The organism is Trinickia dinghuensis, assembly GCF_003367175.1.
GTDB classification, from domain to species: domain Bacteria; phylum Pseudomonadota; class Gammaproteobacteria; order Burkholderiales; family Burkholderiaceae; genus Trinickia; species Trinickia dinghuensis.
The window spans coordinates 213,381-232,022 of record NZ_QRGA01000010.1; the positions used below are offsets into that span (position 1 = coordinate 213,381).

Consider the following 18,642-nt stretch of genomic DNA (forward strand, 5'->3'; position numbering starts at 1 on the left):
ACAGCTATTTGGTAGAGAACAAGCGGCTCGCCGCATAGCATCGGGAACTCGAATCCGTTTTCACTTCCGCAACCTTATCCTCCTCGAACAGCAGCTTCGCAAGCAGCACCCCTTGCGTCTGAGGCGATCGGGAAAAAATGACTTGCACGCCGTCGGCAATGCGGGACTCACCGGTCTCCCGCGCACGGTAGAGGGCATACACATAGCAACTGTCCTCGGCGGCTCCCTCCGGCAACGGCCCGAGCTCGCTCCTCGCCGGCAACGGCGCGTGAGTTCCGCCGAACTCCAGCAAGATGCCGTCGGGATCGATCGCGTTGCCGGCGCTGATCTCTATCGACACGGTGTCGTGCTCGCATACCGTTACGGCAAAGCTATCCGGTCCGCCTACGATCCCCGGCTCGAACAATGCCTTATTGATCGATGCGAGCTTATGAAGCAAATAGTTTTGCTCCATCGCCATGTCATCGGCAGTCAGGTACATGCCGGGGCGATAGCGCACGCGCGCGAACTCATCGTGCGGTTGACATTCGTCATCACTCATATGCACTCCCGGCGGATATTTCGGTGGTGGCGGTGGCCCATTACTTAATGAAACCCTTTCGGCCACAATGCGGTAATCGGTCAATGCCGGTTTGAATTCGTCCACGACGGAGCGCACTTCCCGTTCGAGCTGGGTCAACGTAGCTTGATCACCATCACCGAGCAGCCGCATCAGAAATTCGTCCGGCGTCACCTCTGTCGTGGGAAGCACGGGTGAGCAACGACACGACAAAATGCCAAGCCCGATAGCCCGTCGCCTCGTTTTCGCCGTTGTCCACGTCTTGGCAAACGATGTCCGCCAACCTAGCCCCTCCCCCCCCTGGCGGCGGCTCGTTCTCCAGCCGGAACGTACCCGTCTCCGAGTCTTCGATTCGTATCGGCAAAAAACCTTCGTTGTAGACGCGAAACCCCACTAGCCCAAGCCCGCCGTCCGGCGCTAAACCCGGCGGCGCATCCGGATCCACCCCAAACCAAGCGTTGAGCAGCCACTCCATGCCTTGCGCGGTGCCGCGCGCGCGAAACAGCGGAAGTGCCTGCGCAATCAGGAATCGCTTGCTGTCTATGGACCAGTTGTGGTCGACATTCAATGCGATCGTGCCGGAAAACCAATTGAGAAACCCGTGCAGCCAAACTTTGATCGGTTGATCATCAACGGTGGTGATGTAGGACTTGAGCAGCGCCAACTTGGCTTCGTTATCCGTCCCCGGCTGCGCCTCGTCGCCGGTGGAAAGAAACGGGATGAAGGTCTGAGCGACGGAGGGATCGCCATCGAACAGGAAATCGAGGCGCGGATGGAACAACGTACCGAATACGTGAGAGTCCAATAGCTCGCGGATACCCTTGCGCTCCAGCGAGTGCGCCGGCTCCGGGATACCCGAAATAATCTTCTCGAATACATTCAGATAAGAGCCGACGAATGGCGGCTCGCCATCCTGCGATAACCCATAGATTGCAGGAAGATATTTCAGGTAGCTCGACAGCCGGTTGGGAGCACCACTCACGCTCATCCCTCCATTTCGTTCGCGGTGACCTGCACTCTTACGACCGCGGGCTTGCCGCCGGGGCTGAACGGATGGCCATTGATTCCCGTCGGGATAACGAGCCCCGGCCCGCGGCCCGGGCCCCGTTCACCGGTAACCGAGCTAGCATCGATGCGCACGTCCTCCACCGAATGAATTCCCTCGATTCCCGCAATCACCGACTGAATCAACTCTCTCGTCAGCGCACCCCTGTTCCTGGTTGCCTGCCGCGGAGGCGGCGCATAGGGCTGCACCCGGTCGACGATCGCACTGGCGACTTTGTCCGCCACGACGTCCCGCCGTTGACGCGGCAGGCAACGCACCGTGCACTCCACTTGCAACTTGCAAAGGCTAGCGGCGCGGATCGATATTGGATTGCCGAGCATTTGGCGCGACCTGATGTATCGCGCGACCAATTCCACTACGCCGCTGGTTTCGCCTTTATCGGTCGCGACCTCGACGTCGAGCGCGTAGCTCACCGTGCTGGGATCCGCACCGGCCTCTCGCACGTAACGAAGAAAAGACGTTGCCGGATCCCCTACAACCAAGCTCAGCTCGACGCCGACATCGTTGTGCGCAACATTCGCTTCCAGCACCACCGGCGAGCCGGGCATGGCGTCCCGCACGTACTGGTTAGCCTCGATTGCCAGCTGTTCAATATCGGATTGGGTTAGCGCAAGGTAGGGGGCGGAACGAAACGCGTACACCGCTTGAGACAACGCTTCGACATTGAGCGACTGCCCTCGCTCCGCTTGTTGCAGAGTCTGTTGCAGGCCGGCATAGAGCGGATCGAGTCCTTTTGCCGCCAGCTCCGCGTAGGGACGTGCCTCGGTTCCATAGGCTAGCCCTAAAACGAGCCGCAACATGCTGCGATAAGCCTCGGCCGGAATGATGTTTGCCTGGTACGTCGTCGCCTCGCCGATCCACGCGAGCATCTCCAGCAGCGTGATACCGGGGTCTGAGGGGTTTTGCTCGGTCCATTGAGGCGCGGTGCGGGGAATCCGCCGCACGAGATCGTCGAGCAATTGCTTCGCGGAAAGCGCGTTAATATCGGGCAGTTCGAACGACATGGTCAGTATGCCTCCACCGCGATCTGGATCGCGCCCGCGCAAGGCACTTCGCACCGGCGAAGGATGACATCGTAGTCGCCCCCGCATAAAGCCAGCCTATCCACTGCGTTCACACCAGGTGTGCCGAGCAAGCACGCGAAGACATCGGCGCGCAGTACGGGTTTCCCGAAGATCCAGTGAGAACCGCCGGGAGGCCCTCCGTTGACGGGATGCAGAAAGGCGGTCAGTGTCCCGTCGATCGTTTGCCTTAGTGCCGGCCAACTGTCTCGCGGCTCGGCGGTCTTGAGGACCGCCGCCACGTCGATGGTTTTGAAGCGAGCCGAACTGACGGTGATCCGCGATTGAAGCGGTATCGGGCTACGCTGTTGGACGTACGCCAACACCTCGTCGAGCACCGCCGGAGCCGTCAATGCCCGAGCTTCATCCGACTGCGCCAAGACAAACAACGCCACATGGCGCCAAGGTGCCGCCTTGTCGGTTTCCAGATGCTCGATCGCAACGGCCTGGGCCACCCGGGAACTCGCTTGCTCGGCAAGCGCCTTCACATCTTCGAGCGTGACCACGCGGTCGTTTGCCCTCACGCGCTCCGGCGCATCTTGGACCAAATCGGAAAGGCTCTCTCCATCCACGCCGCCGCGTGCCGCAACCGGATTGCTGACTTTCGCGATGCCCGGAATGCCCGCGCCGAATATGCCCAGCGCGTTCGCCGCGACGTTACCCGACTTGCCTGCGGTCGTGCAGTAGCTCTCGACAATGATATTGTGCGTGCCCAGCGGAGGAATCCTGCCACGCACGCCGTCGCCGAACACCACCGTTCCGCTTCTAGGCTCGATGGCATAGACGCGCGCACTAGCATCTTGATCGACGAAGCTGTCGACCAACGTCCATGCGAACTTCTCGGTCTCCGGCTGAGTGGCGAGTTCGGGGCTGAGCGTGCCGTCGAGCGCTACCGGCTCCTCAACGACGAGTTCGATATCCGGCTGCGCCCCGACGTTGCGCGCTGATAGCGCCTCTCCTTGCTGGACCTCATGGACGCCTGCGAACGGCAACGAAAACGTCTGATTAGGCAGTCCGTTGCTCGAACCGATGATCACCTCGGTGTACGTCGTCACGTTCTTCGCGCCCGTCGTATTGAGGTAAATACCCTTCATAAGCACCGGCGGGGCAACGGCGCCCGCGACTCGCAACCAACAAGCACGCTGCGAGAAGCAAATCGCTTCCTGCATGGTATCCGGCACGATAAATCGCACGGTTGCGCTGCGGCCCAGCCCTGCGCTCCGATCCATCACGTCAAGCGGGCGCCACTGCTTGGTCTCCGAATCGAGCCACTCCCATGAAAGCGCAGGTCCACTCTCCGCGGCCTCGTTGTGGATATGAAAGTAGAGCGTGATCTCCTCACCGGCCCACCGAAGCGTGGCGTCGTTGCGCCGCAACCCCAAATAAAGGAGATTCGGCGTATTCGGCAACGGCAGGTACGGGTACGGTCTGTCCTTCAAGGACGACATGTTCTCGAGCTGGAAGGCGTTGTGCCGCCATAACCACTTAGGCCGGGCAGTCACGGTATAGTCGATTTTGAGCGACTCGACGAACGGCCCTTTTCTCGCCGTGTTGCTCTGATACCGCGATAGAAAAGTCGCTTTCGTGCTTTTGACGATGTAGGCGACCACGGGCGATTTATAGCTGTCTGGCAAGATTTCGCTAGGAATCTCATCGATGGCAGGAGCCAACGGCTGGAAATCGAACCCGTTGGCCCCATCGAACGCTTTCAATACGGCACGGATCCAATACCCGGAAGTTCCCGCAATCGTCTGACGGCCCATCGTGGGGCAAGTGAAGCTAACTTCTCCCGACTTCGTCAAATTCTCCGTGCCGTCCTTCAAGCGGTAAGGGCCGCTCCCGTTGGCTTCGCCCATCGAAACCCACGCGCGGTCGGCGTCGTTCCAGAACTGCCAGTCGACTCGCGCATCTGCATCGTTTGCGAGGCCGCTGAAAACAAAGCGGAGATGAATCTCCCCGCCCCCATAAGCAAAGGCCTTATCGCTGCGCACATAGAATGCGTCTTCGACGGCCGGGTTCTTGCCGAAGGGGTACGCTCCCTTCGTGAGATCAAGCAGCGAGTTGTTCGCCGCGGCCTGCTGGGGCAATGCGCCAGCGGCCGAGACCGTGCAAAGGATCTCTCGTAACTTCGGCAGCACGTCCGCATCGGACGGAAAACGGACGTGGGCAGCGGGTCGGACGACCCGCCAGTAGCTAGGCTCGAGTGCGCCGGCATCGGACTCGATTTCCAAGTCCGCGGCACCGTAACCCGCTTTCGCGACCAGTTCCGCATTCAACTGCGCGACCGACACTGCCTTTTCCGCTTGCGAGAAGGGCTTCTCAAATATGACGGAGAAGCTGCGGCCGTCGTCGCTCGCCTTAGGATGATGATGGTGTACTTCGGTCAGCGTGCCATCGCACCACTGCTCAAAGTAACAGGGAAAGAGGTGCGAACCCGTCAGCGTCAATTCGACCTTCGTCACGGCGGGATCGTACGCGATCAGCACCGAGTCTCCGATCAGCAACCAGTGCCCCAAAGGATGTCGATTGCGCGGGCGGTGATCGTCCGAAGCGCCGAAAAAGGCAGACACATAATCGCCGCGTTGCCACGCCGCGACACCGTCGGCATAAAGATCCAGCGCGGGCGACACGCAAAGCGCCGCGGATAGGCTCGCGGGAACGACATTCAAATCATCGTATGTCGCGAATCGAACCGATTGCGTGGCGACATCGAGAACCGCTGTCCCGGCAGGCACCATGACCGGCGGCTGCCCCGCCGACAACGAAAATTGAAGCGGGGCGAAGGCGGGCAACGCCGTGCGTATGTTCGCGTTGAGAAAGCGATAAAACGCCAATTGCCAATGCACGGGCAACGCGTTCTCGATGTCGGCGAGGTAGCCGGCCAGGCAAGAGAAGATCCTGAACAACGCGAGTCCTGGGTCCGCGGCGATGGCATCCGCGGACGGCTGCGGCGAGACGCCCCCGGACGGCCACTCATCTGGCAGATTCCACTGAGGGCAATAGATTTTGGCGAGCCTGATCGTCTCGTCGAAAAACTCTGGCCTAGTGCGCGAGTCCAGCTGGACCGAGTTCATCGGCATCCTCACCTGGAGGTGAAAGGCGTGAACGGAAACACGATGTTGTCCGGCCGATTGGTCGATGTCACCGTATAGTCGATCGACACCTGCATTCCGCCTCCGTTCGCCCCGTCATACGTCACCGCCACCTGATCGATATCGATGCGCGGCTCCAGTTCTGCCAGCGACTGCCGTACATAGCGCTCGGCCAGCGCCCGCGTTGCCGCGTTCCTTTCGGCAAACACCAGCTCTTGCAGGCGGCAGCCGAAGGTGGGATTCATCACGCGCTCGCCAGGAGCGGTGGCGAGTATGATCCAGACCGCCTGGCGGATATCCTCCTGCTCGTTGGCCCACTCCAGCGTCGAACGGCTACGCTGATAGTCCTTCACAACCTTGAGCGGAAATGAAAATCCGCGCCCGAGAAAGTCGTTGTTGATCAGCATCGTTCCTCTCCCGACAAGGGGCTTTCGATTCGCGCGCCGGCGCGCGCCTCACTTAACTTCGGTGTGCGAAGTACCGGGCATGTCGATCGAAACGACGCCCAGCCACGCGCACCGGCACACGCTGCCTTCAATCAGCGCCGGCTGACCGTTGATGCGCACGCGCGGCTCGCCGGGCTCCCATGGGCCGATCACCGCGGGCACGCACGGCTGCGGGGTCAGCGCGCCGTCCGCCGCAGCCGTGGCGGACGCGACCTCGGGGTTCGCCAGTGACGAGCACTCGCCGAAGGGCAGAATGTTTTCGAGCGGAACGCAATCCATGACGGTGGCCGTCAATCGGCCCTCGGCCGCCAATCTGACTTGCGGCACCACCGTCAACTCCGATGGTTCCGAACCGAACGAGCAAACGATGCTCGCCTCGGTGGTCACTTGCAGAGGCATCTCACGCTCCCGAGGTCAAACTGATTCATATGACAGCTCCGGTGCGCTCAGCGTGATGCGGGTGTCCGCCTTGAGAGAGATGTTGGCGCCGGTAAACTTCAGCCCGCCGGGTGCGTCGATGGATAAGCTTCCTTCGCGAGTGACGGCGACGCTCGCCTTACCGTCCTTGACGTTGATCGAAACGCCTCCACTGCACGCTATTTCGACCGTGCCGTCGGAGGTGTTGATCCTGAATAGATTGTCCTTGTCATCGCGTATCTCGATCTTCCCATTTTCCGAATCGTCGATCTCGATCTGCTTTCCTTGCTTGGTCCTGATTACGCGCACATTCGCGCGGCTTTCCCTCTCGACGGGCGGCGTCTTCTCACCGTCCCACAAAAAGCCGACGACGTACGCGCGCGCCGGATTGCTGCCGGAATAGGCGACTAACGCACGCGCGCCCCTCTCCGGCAGAAAGAACATGCCGTACCCTTCCCCTGCGAACGGACTCACGAATTGAAGCCAATCGGACTGTATGCGTTTTCCCTCTCCGTCCAGCTTGAGCAGATATTCGACTTTGATGCGGCCCAAGCCATCCTGGTCGTCCGTATCGATCACAGTCGCGAGCGCCATGCCGTATTCGTCGCCGCTCGGTTTCCAGATCTGATGAAGTTGTTTCATATGCCGTTTCTCCGTACTTCCAATTCGGTTTGGTAAGCCCCCTGCTCATAGAGGTGCGTGCTCTTGGAAATGTAGTAGAGACCATCGAAATCGCCCCCCAGCCCGAGCAGTTCGACGTTGGTGCCGGCAGTCAACGTCTCGTCTCCCCGGAAAAGGCCGACCGTTCCAGTGATGAACGCACTGGTGCCGCGTGCATATTGCGCCTCGGCGTAGTCTTGGGCGGCATCCCGATCCGTGATGTCCGGCCGGGAAAACCCGATTGGCGATTGAGGCAGCACACTCCCGGCAGCGGCGTAGCCTGTTGTGCTCCCGGCGATCCTTTGCTGCCCCGCCGAGCCATTCGCGCGGCCCTCGAATTTCTCTCCCGAGCGCAGGTCGTAACCGGTTACGGTGACGCTCGAACCGCGTCTCGGCACGGACAGCTTGAGACTGACCCGATCGAAGTCCTTGTAGTATTGAAGCGCCTTGATCTCGCCCAACCCCTGGGCCGATGGGCGAAAGACCAGTGTCGTGTCCTGCATCAGCATTTCGTAGTCGCACTCGGCACAGCGCCGGATGAGAAAGTCGTAATCGGACTCGTCGTTCTGCAACACGTAGGGAAGTGGCTTGCCGGGGCGGCCTTGCATACGCACGTTCGACAGGCCCGCGGTGCGTGCGACCTCCCTCATGATGCTCAAGTCCGAGTATTCGACGAAGGTTCGCGTATGCGCGCCGAACCGCAGCCTTTCCATACGATCGAAACCCGCTACGGTAATTTTCGATCTCTGGCCGGGATCGGCATTGACTTGCGGCCAAAGCAGGGTGACGTCTCCTGTCACCATCGGTTTCACTGAGCCGCGGCCAAGTGCAATGCTGATCTCATCGCCGGGCCTCATGTTCTCGAGTTGCATGGCGGACCACGGATTGCGAATCGACTGCACAGGCACGACGAATTCGAACATGGTCGGCGTCGACACTTCGTGCGTGACACGGATGGACTCGACGTCCAAGCCGATGGCCTTATGATTGCGGACCAAGCTGTACGCAGCGCCTTTCAACGACGGCTCACTCATAGGTCTCCCCGGGTTTGGGCTCGAACGTTTCGTTGTGAATGTCCGGAATAGCGAGCACCTGGCCGATGAGTGCCGGCGCGGGAAACGCGAGAACGTCGCGGATGTTGTTTGCTTGGGCGATCATTGGCCAGAGCGTGCTGTCGCCGTAGGCTTGCTGAGCGATCAAATAGAGTCTGTCGCCTTCCGCCACGGTCCAAAGTTGCCGACAGTTCGGAAGGCCCTGGTTCCTGTCCCGCTCGAGTTCCGTCGGCTCCGCCTTGAAGATCACTTCGACGGTGGCCCGCACGGGGCGGCCGTCTGGGAGGAACATCGTGTAGGTCACATCGACCTTGGTGACAATGCCCGTGAAGAGCGGGGAGCCCCACACTAAGTGAACCAGCGGCGGCATCTTTCTGTGCCCTGGACCCTCCGTGAATTTCGTTAGTTTGACGATCCGGTCGGTCTTGTTACGAACGTCCGTTTGAGCTTCGAACGTGTCGAAAAACAACTGCACGACAACATCCTCGAAGTCGACCCGGTCGGCTTGGGTCGTTTGTCCACATTCTTTCAACGACACCGCATGCGCGAACTTCAGCGTCGTCGGGTTGTACATCACTTCGATTCGTTCTTGCGTCTCGTCCACGACGATGCACGCCTTCTGGACAGGTCCCGGCTGATTTGGCAGGAGCCAATCTTTCGTCTGGGAGTAGTGATTCCTTGCGGCATCTTTCAACGAATCCCACATTAGTCATCACCTCCGGCGCGATAGCGCTCGAGCGCGCGGCGACGTTCGTATGCGCGGTGGAGCCTTCCTTCGATTGCGGATATCGCTTGCTCCGAGGCGAGGGAGGCTAGAACGAGCGGTTGGACCGCTTGTTCCAGTCGATTGTCGCTTTCGTGCGCCGGCGCAACGCTTGCGGTGGGTCGAGCATCGGGGTAGCGCAAGCTGCTGGGTATGGGTTGGTGCGTGTGGCTAATCGTCTCGCGTCTTGCGTCGCCTCGATCAGGCGGCGACGGAATGCGGTACTGCAGCCGCAGATCGCCTGTGCGATACCGCACCGGTTGAGTCCAGGCGGTAGCATCTCGCGCCCTCGCGACTGGAATCAGATCCGCCGACACCATGTCTTGCTTTGACGTGCGGATTGAAGATCGTGTCTGCATTGAAAAAGCCCGCCGGAACGGCTTGACGTTCGCTTGGCCACGTTGAGATCCACGCAGCAGCGGCAACTTCGCGGGTGATATTGCATACGTGGTGCGGTTTCCAACGCTTGCCGCTTTCCCTGGCTCGGGGTGGCGCGCAGCACGCATCGAGGGTGCGCGCTCATTGGAGCCGGCGACGACGCTCGGCAAAGCTGAGCGAACACGCAGCATCGTCTTAGGCATCGGCACGATCATCTTCGTGGAGTCCACAAATCCGAGTCCATCGTGATGGGCGACTGACTTGCGCGTAAACCTTGGGTTCCAGAGCGCATGCCGGACGCGAGAAGCCTCCGCACTAAACGATTGCGCGGGCATCGGCGGCCTCGGAGCGTTGTCGTACCAACGACGGGAGATTCGCGCGGCTCCATCGGCTTTTCGAGGTTGTGCACTTAAGATCGCCATATCGGAGAACGAACGCGTCAATGGGCGCGTCGAACGCACGAGGCGGTCGGCCAGCACCAATACCGCGATTGACTTGTTGCTTCGATGTTGCGACCTCGAGCTTGCCGTAGCGATCGACGATCGCAACCGTGGGTGCCCCGAGCGCTCGCGGTAGTGCTCCCGCGCCCGCGCCGCAATTGACGCTACGCTTCGACGTTGCATGCTTATCGATGTCGAAGCCGTTGATGTGAGCCGATGAAACAGTCCATCCGAACCGCGACGCACGTCGCGCGCTACCGGCCTCCAAGAGGGATCGAGGTACGGATTGATGCGTTGGTCAGAAGCAGGAGCCCGAGACCCAATCCGATTCGTCCCGAGCCGCTGCGCGTCCTTCTTCGCATCCATCGAGAGATACCGAAGAAACACGAAACGCAGACCCTGCCAGCACGGCCGCCACAGATAGGACGTCAATCTACGTTCGAGCACACTGCGCCGGCTGAGCCGAACTTGAAGGCGCCGCTTCTCATGCGCCCACCGCAACAGGGATGCTAGGCGCCATCCTCTCATCACAGCATCCCCTCGATCACCGACGCGCCACCGCCGACCACACTACTCGCCAAGCCTTTCGCGATCCGTTCGTATGCGAGAGTGAAACGCTGAACGGCGACGAGTGTCTGCGACGCGTCGAAGCTCGGCCCTTCCCACTCCGTCGGCCAGGCGTTGAACAGATGCCACCATGCGACCGGCACCCCGAGATCGTCCATCAAATAGACCGTGCCGTTCTTCCGCAGCGGCTTGCCGTACATCGTGGAGCGGTACCACAGCCACATCGGGTCCGTGTACGTTAAACCGGAGGTCATCTCGAGGTCAGGGAACGTGACCTGTCCGGGCAGCTTATATTCGACGCCATTGGCCCCGCCTTCGCGGATTGTTTCGACCGCCGTCTTCGAGCCGATGCCTTTGATCATCATAAAGCCGCCGACGAATATGCCCTGAACGTCAAGCACGAACCGGTGCGTCTTGAACGGATCGATGCTCAAGCCGGTGAAGCGCTTTACGCCATATGTGGCGAGATCGCCGCCGATAGGCGGGAGATTACTCATCGCTCGCTCCCTCGTACGTGAAACAGATCGTCTCGTAGCTACCCTATTGGCCTGCTCGTCGCCGACCGCGCAGAATCCATCCCGATTAGACCAATTGCCTCAAGTCGATCGGTGCTCCCACGTTTGCCGCCCTGCCCGTGTCGCCATTCATCTTTTCGTTGATCGCGCTTATCTCGTTACACCAGCGCCGCCGCTCCACGTGTTCCATTTCGACGATGTCTGCGTACGACCAGTGGAAATGGTAGGCAATGAACGCTATCTCTTGATAGAGCTCACGCGGGACGGCGACGCTTCGATGTTTCCCGGGACGCTCTCCGTTTCGCCGATGGCTGAACCGGCCACGGATTCATCCGCGATCTGGTTGATCTCGTCGTGGAGTCGGACTAGATAGTCGATATCAGCGGAGTACATCCGCTCTACATCGAAAGGCGAAATGCCATCGAGATGACCGAGGCGGGTGATGACGCGCGAGAGTTTGACGACCACCCAGTAGGCAGAATTGGTTTTCACCCTAAGATCGCCAAGCGTTGCGATTTCATCGGCTGCCGTCGATAGGCGCATCACGCCCTCACGAAGCAATGTGCCGTCGTCGTGCACCAGACCAATCGGCAGTTTGAAGGGGAATTCCGTACGAATGGGGTTCATGTCTTTCTCCGACGTATGAGGCGTCAAACGGTACGCTCCATCCTGCCGATGCTGAGCACTAGCGTTTCGATCACGACTTCCGTGTTTGCCGCGTTCATCGCGCTGGTCTGGTATCCGACGGGCATGGCATCGATCAAATTCCAGTTGGCGAGCGTCTTCTTCCCGTCAGTCAGTGCAATCGAGATGTTTCGGCGCACGTTCGCTCCGCCTCTATCGCCAACTGAGTTAACCCACTGGTACAACTCGAGTGAACTCGTCAAACCCTTGCTGAGCGTTACATTTCCGTAGGACACGAGACCGGAAAGTGTTCGAACTCCCAGGTCGTCAGTTCCCTCTCGGTAGTTGGTCGTGCTAACGGAGATATCGGATAAGGCTGCTTCCGCGAACGCGAGCGTCGTGACATTGGGAATCGTTACGGAGAACCAGAAGCCAAGGAAGGGGTTGGAGCTACTCGGTAGTCCGATGGGCATGGCGTTTCTCCGTTAGGCACCAACGTTTGCGTTCGCCATTTTTTGCGAGATCTCGATGATGACGAACTCAGCGGGCCGCACCGGCGCGATCTCTACCCGCACGTAAAGGTAGCCCTCGGCAATCGTTTCGGGCGTGTTGTTGGTTTCATCGCACGTCACTCGAAAAGCGTCGTTTTGTGTGTTTCCGAACAAGGCACCGGCTTTCCAATACTCGTAAAGGAATGCAGTGACGTCACGCGTGACTGCGTGCCAGAGCGTTTCGTTGTTAGGCAGGAACGGCACCCATTGGAGGCCGTTGACGAGGCTCACCTCGATCTGATTGAAAAGAAGCCGGACGGGCACGTACGTCCATGACGGATCGAGCGACAGTGTCCGTGCACCCCAGATCGTCATGCCGTAGTTCACACGGTTGCGGATTACGTTGATGCCGGAGGGGTAAATGACGTCCTGGTCGGAATCAACGATCGGCCTCTCCACATCCAACGACGCTATCGTTGAAAGGCCTCCGTAGCGCACTCCAGCTGCGGCTTGATGGACGCCCACGTTGAGAGCGGTCGTTACATATCGGGCAAGGACCGCTCCGGAGGGTGGTATAGAAAACACTTTGCCTCCGCCGGACGGACTCGCGACGCGCAGGTTCGGCCAGTAAATTGCACCGAAATCCGAGGTCAAGGGATTACCGCCGTTAGCGGGGGCGCCGCCATTCTTAAAACTTAAAGCATTGGCGGAGGCCGCTATCGTGCCGGCGCTTTCGGTTGCCGGCGGATCGACAACGCAGAACCATTTGCTCGTCGCGCATTGTGCAAGAACGGCATTGATGGTCGTCAACTCTGACGTTTCTTGCTTTGCCTCATTGCCCGAATCACTAAATTTTCCGCTAGAGTGATCGTTCGCCATCATTATCGAAGCATCTGGAATAGAGATTAAACTTATTCCTTGAATTTTCGCCAATGCCGCCAACGCGTCGTCGTAGGCCAGCTTTGGATCAGATCCTTGCGTAGCCCCACCATTCCCCCCCGCCGTGACGAGCCCCCCTCCCAAAGCGAAGCATTGTTCATCAAGCGTCAAGGATGAGACAGGGTTTTTAGGATCAACAGAAGAAACGGCAACACGAATAAATGAGGACGAGAGATTTATTCTCCGGGTAAATTCCGAAACAGATGACGACAAGCCAGAAAAAAATTCCAATACATATAGCTTATCCGTTCCTGTGTATTTATTTGGCGGCTTTTCCTCCGCACCTATCGAATTGTAATTTATAAAATTTTTAATTATCTTTTTGTCTATCTTACTTACAGTATACGCACTACCACCTCCATCTCCCTTGGTGGTGTCCACATCCCCGCCCTGAATCAATACTTTTATACTAATTGTCGAATCATTCAACTCGACGGAGATCCATAATAGATTACCCCATCGCCCTGGAGAAGCAGCCTTGAAGGTGATGGTCCCGACTGGAGTGCCTGTAGGCGGAATGCTGAACGGATTTGAGGCAGCTGCCGGGGACGCACCTCCGTCGTTTGGAAGATTAACCACATAGCATGGGCCACCTCCCTCCTTAAAATACGTCGAGACCACCCATGGCAAGAAGCTGCGCCATACCGGAAGGCCGAATTTCGCTTGGAAATCGTTCCAGCTCGTCACTAACGTGGGAACCCCCACTGGGCTCTCCACCGAGCCACCCGCGACGCTGGCTTCAGTCTGCCCGAGAAATGCGGGGGTCCACGCCGGCGCGCTGGTTATCGCGGCCGGGGTGGGTTGTTCAACGACGTAAACCCCAGGCGTTGTCTTTGTAACCACGTCTTTCTCCTGGTTGAAATCTCGCTATAGGCGATCAGAGTCCAAGGGCGAATTGATTCTTACCTCCCGCACGAGCGTGGTATCGGCCGGCACGCCTGCGGGAACTCGAACTGGGCAAACCGAATACAGCCTTGTCAACCGAAACATTTTTTGAGGAAAGCAGGACCACAGATCGCGCAATGTATGAATCGTCGCGGATTCGGGCGCTATCCGCATATCGGTATTTCCTGCCTTCTTCAACCCGTCGTCGAGATACTTTTCAGGAATCACTCCACATCGATCGAGTGCACGAATCAAGCAATCCGAGATTTCTAGTTCCAGTTCAGCGGAATGGGAGTACGGCACGATCATGTAATGGAGATCGACAACGCTTGGCGGCGGCACTATCTGCGCTTGGATTCCGCCCCCTCCTGAACTCCGATCCGACTGTTCAACGACGCCTGCCAAATTTCGCATCGCCGCATTGGGCTTGATGAGATAGAGATACAAAGACAACCTCGGGCCGCCACTTCCATCAAGCTCTGCCGGTGATTCAAATGTAATCGACCAATCCGAGAATTGACCCATCCCGATTTCCGCGGCGATGAGCGCACTCAGCGCCTTGCTCACGCGCGGGATGACGCCGGGGGGCTCAACAATGAGTGTACCCATATCAATCTCAATTATTGGTAATCGCTTACGTGACACATCGCCACGATTTTTCTCATCGCATCTTCGATTTCTCATCGTCGTCTGTCGGTTAATTATGAGTTGCATCGTTGCCGATTGCGCAGTACAAATGCTTGTACTTGAACGCGCCGCACGCACGGCGTCCCTTACCCCGACATAACGATCGAATTATCAATATTTGATCAACCGAATCGTAACCACATTCGCAATGCGATGCACACCCCGAAACATCGCGTACGATGCGCTTGTCATCGCCCACCTGAGGCTTCGGCGAATGTGCTTTACACAAGGAGGAATTCACCATGAGTGATTCGTTACCGTCCGCGCTCGCCCTGTGCCAGTCAACGACCCGACAAGTAATACTCGGGCTAATCAACCATGATACCGAAGCGCGCCTAGTCGACGAACTCGAACATATAACAAAGCTAATGCGATTCGATTTCTATCACTATGTCGGCACTTTCTCTGTCGACGACAATTCATGTGTTCGGCGAACACTATCCAATCTCCCCACTGCCTGGCGTGAAAAATACGCAGATTTCGACGGCTCTAACCCCGATCCCATCGCACAGGCGGCGCACTTCCGTGTGATACCGATTCTGTGGAATGAATCACAGTTCGGCGCATCGGATCACGACAATTTTTATAAGACTGCGTGTGAGCACGGAGTCGGTAAGGGAATCATCCTTCCAGTTCACTCGAGAAATGGGGACGCTGCGGCACTCGGCTTGTTTATGCGAACCGAACGCGATGATGAAGATACGATCGCCGCAGCGCTCGGCGATGCCGGCTTGACCGCCATGTATCTCCATGATGCGATGAGCAGGATGGTCTCGAAGACCCCTCACTCACCCAAGGCGCCGTTGACACACCGGGAGATCGAATGCCTGCACTGGATCGCCCATCACAAGTCGAATTGGGCAATCGCCAAGATACTAGGCATATCGGAGCATGGCGTCGTCTACTACGTGCGCAGGATCATGTGGAAGCTTGACGCGCACAACCGCTATCAGGCGGTCGCACGGGCGACGGCTTATGGGTTGATTTGACATGATGGAACGGGCCTAGACGCGACGAAGCGTTACCGGACTGGCAGAGCTAACTTGCATTAAAAGTCGAAGCAACTGTAGGAAGCCGCAAGGTACTGCGGCGGCTGAACGCCGACTTGCGCCACGACGACGGTGCTCGGATCGCACGTGGCTCGCAGATAAAAGCGCGTCAGCTTTTTCGAAGGAGGATCCGCGGTCGACCTTGCTTGCGAAGACGCGATCGTCCTCCGCAAGTAGGCCTCTATGAACATATCGCTCGCTATCTTTTGGTTCCCGCCGGGGATCACGACGATCTGACGGTCGGTAATCGAGCATGTTTTCAATGGCAAGGGTAGTCCTTTTGCGGCTCGCAAGATCAGTCCCGAGGCATCGGCGGCGCCGACGTCGAAGCACCAATACGCATCGCCTTGGGATGGATCCGCCATCAAGTGGATCGTTATCGCTACGCCAACAGGTGCGCGCTGAATATTGAATCGGACGCGTCTCGCATCGTTCGGTAGGGGCCGGACGATAGAACTGAATCGGCCGCTACCCCATTCGGCCTCGACACCGTATCCCAAGCTGCAAGTTACGTTAGCTCCAGCGTTGAGCGTGCAATACCCCTGCACTGATTCGACTTCCTGCTGCACGTCCATGAAAAGCGTCAGTGTGAAAGAGGTAGCGCTTGCACTGAGGCTCGTGCGTATTCCGATAACGGAATCAGTGAGTTCAATGCTCGCAAGGCAAGACGGCCGGGTTTCACCTAGCAAAAAGCCGTTGTACGAGAAACCCTCGCTTTTACACGCTTCCGCGTTGCCGATAGACCACTTCGCACCCTCCGTCGCCAGCGTGAGGCTTAGGCTGGAATCCTTAGCGACTCCAGAGAATTCAAGAACTACGGGAATCAGCGCCATTAGGCCACCCTAGAGTAGTCACCTGAGCTTCAGTGTGTAGGAACTGATGCCGCGTTCCGCTAGGGTCGTCCGATCCCTTGGCGACTCGATCGTCAGACTTGCGCCAGGCGGTAGGTCCACTTGCCCGGAAAAGCTACGGTCAAGTGTATGAACGTAAAGCCGAGCCCGGATTTCCGAACATAGCGCGTTCGTGACGAGGGAGACGTTGCGGTAGTTGATCAGAAATGAGTTCAAGGGGAGTGGCGAACCTCGCGGCGACGCCGACAGAGAGACACCCACCAGTTTGCTCGTGGGCTCGCCGTTGCCCCACCTCGTGCCGCCCTCCGGTTGAAGCCAAACGTGAGCCTCGCTATTCGACTTCAGGTTATAAAACGTCAGTTCGATCGGATGGACAAAGAAAAGAGGGAGGCTAGGTTCGCCTTCGGTGACGGCCTTGCGGATAGCGGCAGAATCTTTCACCGAGCTGTTCCCCGTTTCATCCGTTGCAGAGATATGCTCGCTCACGTGGGTCGGCGCGTCACATGGTGAATCAATCCGGCCGCCCCCCCCATCTATTGGGTGCCTAATGTCCGAAACTGAGTGCCATGGACTATGCCCAGTCATCACGAGTTTTCTCCCAAACAGCAGCCGATTAGGCACTAGGCCAATCAAAGGGGGTGCCACCTGCTCCGTTTTCCCACGGTTTTACTAAGAACTGCGCAGGCTCTTGTGTCAAGAGTTGATCAGATCCACCAAAGCAAAATAGGGCAGTCGCCGATTTGTCCGTTGCGAGCGTCAATCTGGATATATTTGATGTAGCCCAAATATGCAGCGACATCAACAATCTACCGCGTTGCTCCGGCCCATGACTCCTCCCGGACATCGAAAATCCATTAACCGTTAACGTCGACCGGCTCATTATCAACGGTGAAATAGAAAATCCAAAATCCGGTGAATTTTTTTCACCCTCAATGCTAGAATAACCAAAATCTCTGCCACCAGGACACGGATTGAGCGCCCAGGCGGCACCGATCGTATGTATTTCGACTGCAACATCCGCCGCCTCGTCGATGAGAAGCGCACATAGAGCCGATTTTGAATAAGGCAACATATAGCTACACCCTCACAGAATCGATCGCGATCACTCGATTCGAGCGGGAAATCGACGGACCACGAAACATCCGCCGATCTTCGGCTCAAAATAATCAAATGCGTACTTATAAATACCATATCGTCCGCACAGCTATTATTTATTGGTCTTCCCCCAAGGCAAAAACACTCCCTGAGAATTACTCGACTTGCTAATTGTTTGCAGACAATCATCGTCAGACGAATTACTAATCTGAACGACGCAGCTACTTGTCGCACCAGCGCTCCAATCATAACCAAAAAGATCTACTGTAAACCCACCCGAAGTTTGATCGGTCACACCATCACTCGACCAAACATAAAATCCCATAATCAAATTAACAGAAGACGAGCCACTGGCCGGAGTAACCAGCATGGAATAATCCAAATTAACTGAAGGAATCGAGCTCCCCATAATTTTTATATTCGCCAATTGAGTTCCCGACGGAACATAAAATGCGGGGGCACTGTCCCCGAAGCTACCAAAATCACTGGTAAAGTCCAACGGCTTGAGTTTTCCCGAAAAATCAAATAATCCAACTGTAAACGGGGTGGCGCCAGGATTACCATTTGTAAAATTACCAGCACGCATTCTCATTGTTACAGCACTAGAAGTATTCGACTTTAAATTTACGAAAAATTGCGTTGCGAGATCAAAACTGTCCAAAGCACTCATGATGCCCCCATTCGGTTAGTTTCACGCGCTCCAACAAGATTGAGATCATTATTCTTCGATCGAAATTCAATCGCAACTACACACCCCTGCAGTCTCACGCCTCCAAAACCCTTCCTTCGATAAAGTTTATCTTTTAATGTCACTTGAAATCATCCAAGTACTTATTATTTTCAAATATTGAAAAAATCACAGATTTCACATTAAAAACGAAATAAAAATCAACAAACAAGTTACTTTTCTACTACCATCTCATCATCACAACGAGACGAATCGGATGCACTTTATATTGAAAGCTTTCGCTTAAAGCTATCAGCGTCACACACACCACCTGACAA

General features: G+C 57.2%; 19 protein-coding genes. 1 reads left to right on the plus strand and 18 read right to left on the minus strand.

Annotation, left to right across the window (positions count from 1 at the left end; translation table 11 throughout):
• Positions 1–4: 4 nt before the first annotated feature.
• The 15 genes from DWV00_RS19055 to DWV00_RS19125 all read right to left on the minus strand — a co-directional run bounded on the left by DWV00_RS19055 (position 5) and on the right by DWV00_RS19125 (position 14,564).
• Positions 5–712 (minus strand): hypothetical protein, encoded by a 708-nt coding sequence (locus DWV00_RS19055; RefSeq protein ID WP_181885519.1) that lies wholly within the window; start codon positions 710–712, stop codon positions 5–7.
• Positions 696–1,541: a phage tail protein gene (locus DWV00_RS19060; RefSeq protein ID WP_181885520.1), complete on the minus strand. Its 846-nt coding sequence runs from the start codon at positions 1,539–1,541 to the stop codon at positions 696–698. The genes DWV00_RS19055 and DWV00_RS19060 overlap by 17 nt, the downstream gene beginning before the upstream one ends.
• 2 nt (positions 1,542–1,543) lie before the next feature.
• On the minus strand, positions 1,544–2,629 hold the full coding sequence (locus tag DWV00_RS19065; protein ID WP_115535149.1) for a hypothetical protein: 1,086 nt from the start codon (positions 2,627–2,629) through the stop codon (positions 1,544–1,546).
• A gap of 2 nt (positions 2,630–2,631) precedes the next feature.
• Positions 2,632–5,760 carry a baseplate J/gp47 family protein gene (locus tag DWV00_RS19070; protein WP_181885521.1) on the minus strand — a complete coding sequence of 1,043 codons (3,129 nt, stop codon included), beginning with the start codon at positions 5,758–5,760 and terminating at the stop codon, positions 2,632–2,634.
• Between the two features lie 8 nt (positions 5,761–5,768).
• On the minus strand, positions 5,769–6,185 hold the full coding sequence (locus DWV00_RS19075) for a GPW/gp25 family protein (RefSeq protein WP_115535151.1): 417 nt from the start codon (positions 6,183–6,185) through the stop codon (positions 5,769–5,771).
• A gap of 48 nt (positions 6,186–6,233) precedes the next feature.
• Entirely contained in the window at positions 6,234–6,623 is a 390-nt protein-coding gene (locus DWV00_RS19080; RefSeq protein WP_115535152.1) for a DUF4280 domain-containing protein, read from the minus strand.
• A gap of 15 nt (positions 6,624–6,638) precedes the next feature.
• Complete coding sequence (locus DWV00_RS19085; protein ID WP_147297927.1) at positions 6,639–7,235, minus strand: phage baseplate assembly protein V; 597 nt, start codon at positions 7,233–7,235, stop codon at positions 6,639–6,641.
• Between the two features lie 44 nt (positions 7,236–7,279).
• On the minus strand, positions 7,280–8,335 hold the full coding sequence (locus DWV00_RS19090; protein WP_115535154.1) for a phage late control D family protein: 1,056 nt from the start codon (positions 8,333–8,335) through the stop codon (positions 7,280–7,282).
• On the minus strand, positions 8,328–8,957 hold the full coding sequence (locus DWV00_RS19095; protein ID WP_245964940.1) for a CIS tube protein: 630 nt from the start codon (positions 8,955–8,957) through the stop codon (positions 8,328–8,330). Before DWV00_RS19095 ends, DWV00_RS19090 begins: the two co-directional genes overlap by 8 nt.
• A 1,504-nt stretch (positions 8,958–10,461) precedes the next feature.
• Positions 10,462–10,998 (minus strand): phage tail protein, encoded by a 537-nt coding sequence (locus DWV00_RS19105; RefSeq protein ID WP_115535156.1) that lies wholly within the window; start codon positions 10,996–10,998, stop codon positions 10,462–10,464.
• A gap of 85 nt (positions 10,999–11,083) precedes the next feature.
• The gene (locus DWV00_RS34985; protein ID WP_342766997.1) at positions 11,084–11,344 is read right to left on the minus strand and encodes a DUF6760 family protein; all 261 of its coding nucleotides are present in this window, start codon (positions 11,342–11,344) and stop codon (positions 11,084–11,086) included.
• Positions 11,254–11,643 carry a hypothetical protein gene (locus DWV00_RS19110; protein WP_181885522.1) on the minus strand — a complete coding sequence of 130 codons (390 nt, stop codon included), beginning with the start codon at positions 11,641–11,643 and terminating at the stop codon, positions 11,254–11,256. Before DWV00_RS19110 ends, DWV00_RS34985 begins: the two co-directional genes overlap by 91 nt.
• A 23-nt stretch (positions 11,644–11,666) precedes the next feature.
• Positions 11,667–12,113, minus strand: a complete 447-nt coding sequence (locus DWV00_RS19115) for a phage tail protein (RefSeq protein ID WP_115535157.1) — start codon at positions 12,111–12,113, stop codon at positions 11,667–11,669.
• Between the two features lie 12 nt (positions 12,114–12,125).
• The gene (locus tag DWV00_RS19120) at positions 12,126–13,913 is read right to left on the minus strand and encodes a phage tail sheath family protein (RefSeq protein ID WP_115535158.1); all 1,788 of its coding nucleotides are present in this window, start codon (positions 13,911–13,913) and stop codon (positions 12,126–12,128) included.
• A gap of 24 nt (positions 13,914–13,937) precedes the next feature.
• Positions 13,938–14,564 carry a Pvc16 family protein gene (locus DWV00_RS19125; RefSeq protein WP_181885523.1) on the minus strand — a complete coding sequence of 209 codons (627 nt, stop codon included), beginning with the start codon at positions 14,562–14,564 and terminating at the stop codon, positions 13,938–13,940.
• A 320-nt stretch (positions 14,565–14,884) separates the two neighbouring features.
• Here DWV00_RS19125 and DWV00_RS19130 point away from each other — a divergent pair, with 320 nt between their 5' ends.
• On the plus strand, positions 14,885–15,631 hold the full coding sequence (locus DWV00_RS19130; protein ID WP_115535160.1) for a LuxR family transcriptional regulator: 747 nt from the start codon (positions 14,885–14,887) through the stop codon (positions 15,629–15,631).
• A 59-nt stretch (positions 15,632–15,690) separates the two neighbouring features.
• On the opposite strand, the gene DWV00_RS33720 is transcribed toward DWV00_RS19130, so the two are convergent.
• From DWV00_RS33720 to DWV00_RS33730, 3 genes are all read right to left on the minus strand, one after another.
• On the minus strand, positions 15,691–16,524 hold the full coding sequence (locus DWV00_RS33720) for a hypothetical protein (protein ID WP_147297928.1): 834 nt from the start codon (positions 16,522–16,524) through the stop codon (positions 15,691–15,693).
• Positions 16,525–17,155: 631 nt separating this feature from the next.
• Complete coding sequence (locus tag DWV00_RS33725) at positions 17,156–17,614, minus strand: hypothetical protein (RefSeq protein ID WP_147297929.1); 459 nt, start codon at positions 17,612–17,614, stop codon at positions 17,156–17,158.
• A 135-nt stretch (positions 17,615–17,749) separates the two neighbouring features.
• A complete protein-coding gene (locus DWV00_RS33730) occupies positions 17,750–18,307 on the minus strand; it encodes a hypothetical protein (protein ID WP_147297930.1) in 558 nt (185 codons plus the stop codon).
• Positions 18,308–18,642 lie beyond the last annotated feature (335 nt).

Bases quoted from the DNA above. Each gene is read 5' to 3' on its own strand.
- DWV00_RS19075 (WP_115535151.1), bottom strand. From the start codon at position 6,185: ATGCTGATCAACAACGACTTTCTCGGGCGCGGATTTTCATTTCCGCTC.
- DWV00_RS33720 (WP_147297928.1), bottom strand. From the start codon at position 16,524: ATGGCGCTGATTCCCGTAGTTCTTGAATTCTCTGGAGTCGCTAAGGAT.
- DWV00_RS19130 (WP_115535160.1), top strand. From the start codon at position 14,885: ATGAGTGATTCGTTACCGTCCGCGCTCGCCCTGTGCCAGTCAACGACC.
- DWV00_RS19065 (WP_115535149.1), bottom strand. From the start codon at position 2,629: ATGTCGTTCGAACTGCCCGATATTAACGCGCTTTCCGCGAAGCAATTG.
- DWV00_RS19125 (WP_181885523.1), bottom strand. From the start codon at position 14,564: ATGGGTACACTCATTGTTGAGCCCCCCGGCGTCATCCCGCGCGTGAGC.
- DWV00_RS19110 (WP_181885522.1), bottom strand. From the start codon at position 11,643: ATGAACCCCATTCGTACGGAATTCCCCTTCAAACTGCCGATTGGTCTG.
- DWV00_RS19085 (WP_147297927.1), bottom strand. From the start codon at position 7,235: ATGGCGCTCGCGACTGTGATCGATACGGACGACCAGGATGGCTTGGGC.
- DWV00_RS33730 (WP_147297930.1), bottom strand. From the start codon at position 18,307: ATGAGTGCTTTGGACAGTTTTGATCTCGCAACGCAATTTTTCGTAAAT.
- DWV00_RS19080 (WP_115535152.1), bottom strand. From the start codon at position 6,623: ATGCCTCTGCAAGTGACCACCGAGGCGAGCATCGTTTGCTCGTTCGGT.
- DWV00_RS19115 (WP_115535157.1), bottom strand. From the start codon at position 12,113: ATGCCCATCGGACTACCGAGTAGCTCCAACCCCTTCCTTGGCTTCTGG.
- DWV00_RS19055 (WP_181885519.1), bottom strand. From the start codon at position 712: ATGCGGCTGCTCGGTGATGGTGATCAAGCTACGTTGACCCAGCTCGAA.
- DWV00_RS33725 (WP_147297929.1), bottom strand. From the start codon at position 17,614: ATGTTGCCTTATTCAAAATCGGCTCTATGTGCGCTTCTCATCGACGAG.
- DWV00_RS19090 (WP_115535154.1), bottom strand. From the start codon at position 8,335: ATGAGTGAGCCGTCGTTGAAAGGCGCTGCGTACAGCTTGGTCCGCAAT.
- DWV00_RS19105 (WP_115535156.1), bottom strand. From the start codon at position 10,998: ATGAGTAATCTCCCGCCTATCGGCGGCGATCTCGCCACATATGGCGTA.
- DWV00_RS19070 (WP_181885521.1), bottom strand. From the start codon at position 5,760: ATGAACTCGGTCCAGCTGGACTCGCGCACTAGGCCAGAGTTTTTCGAC.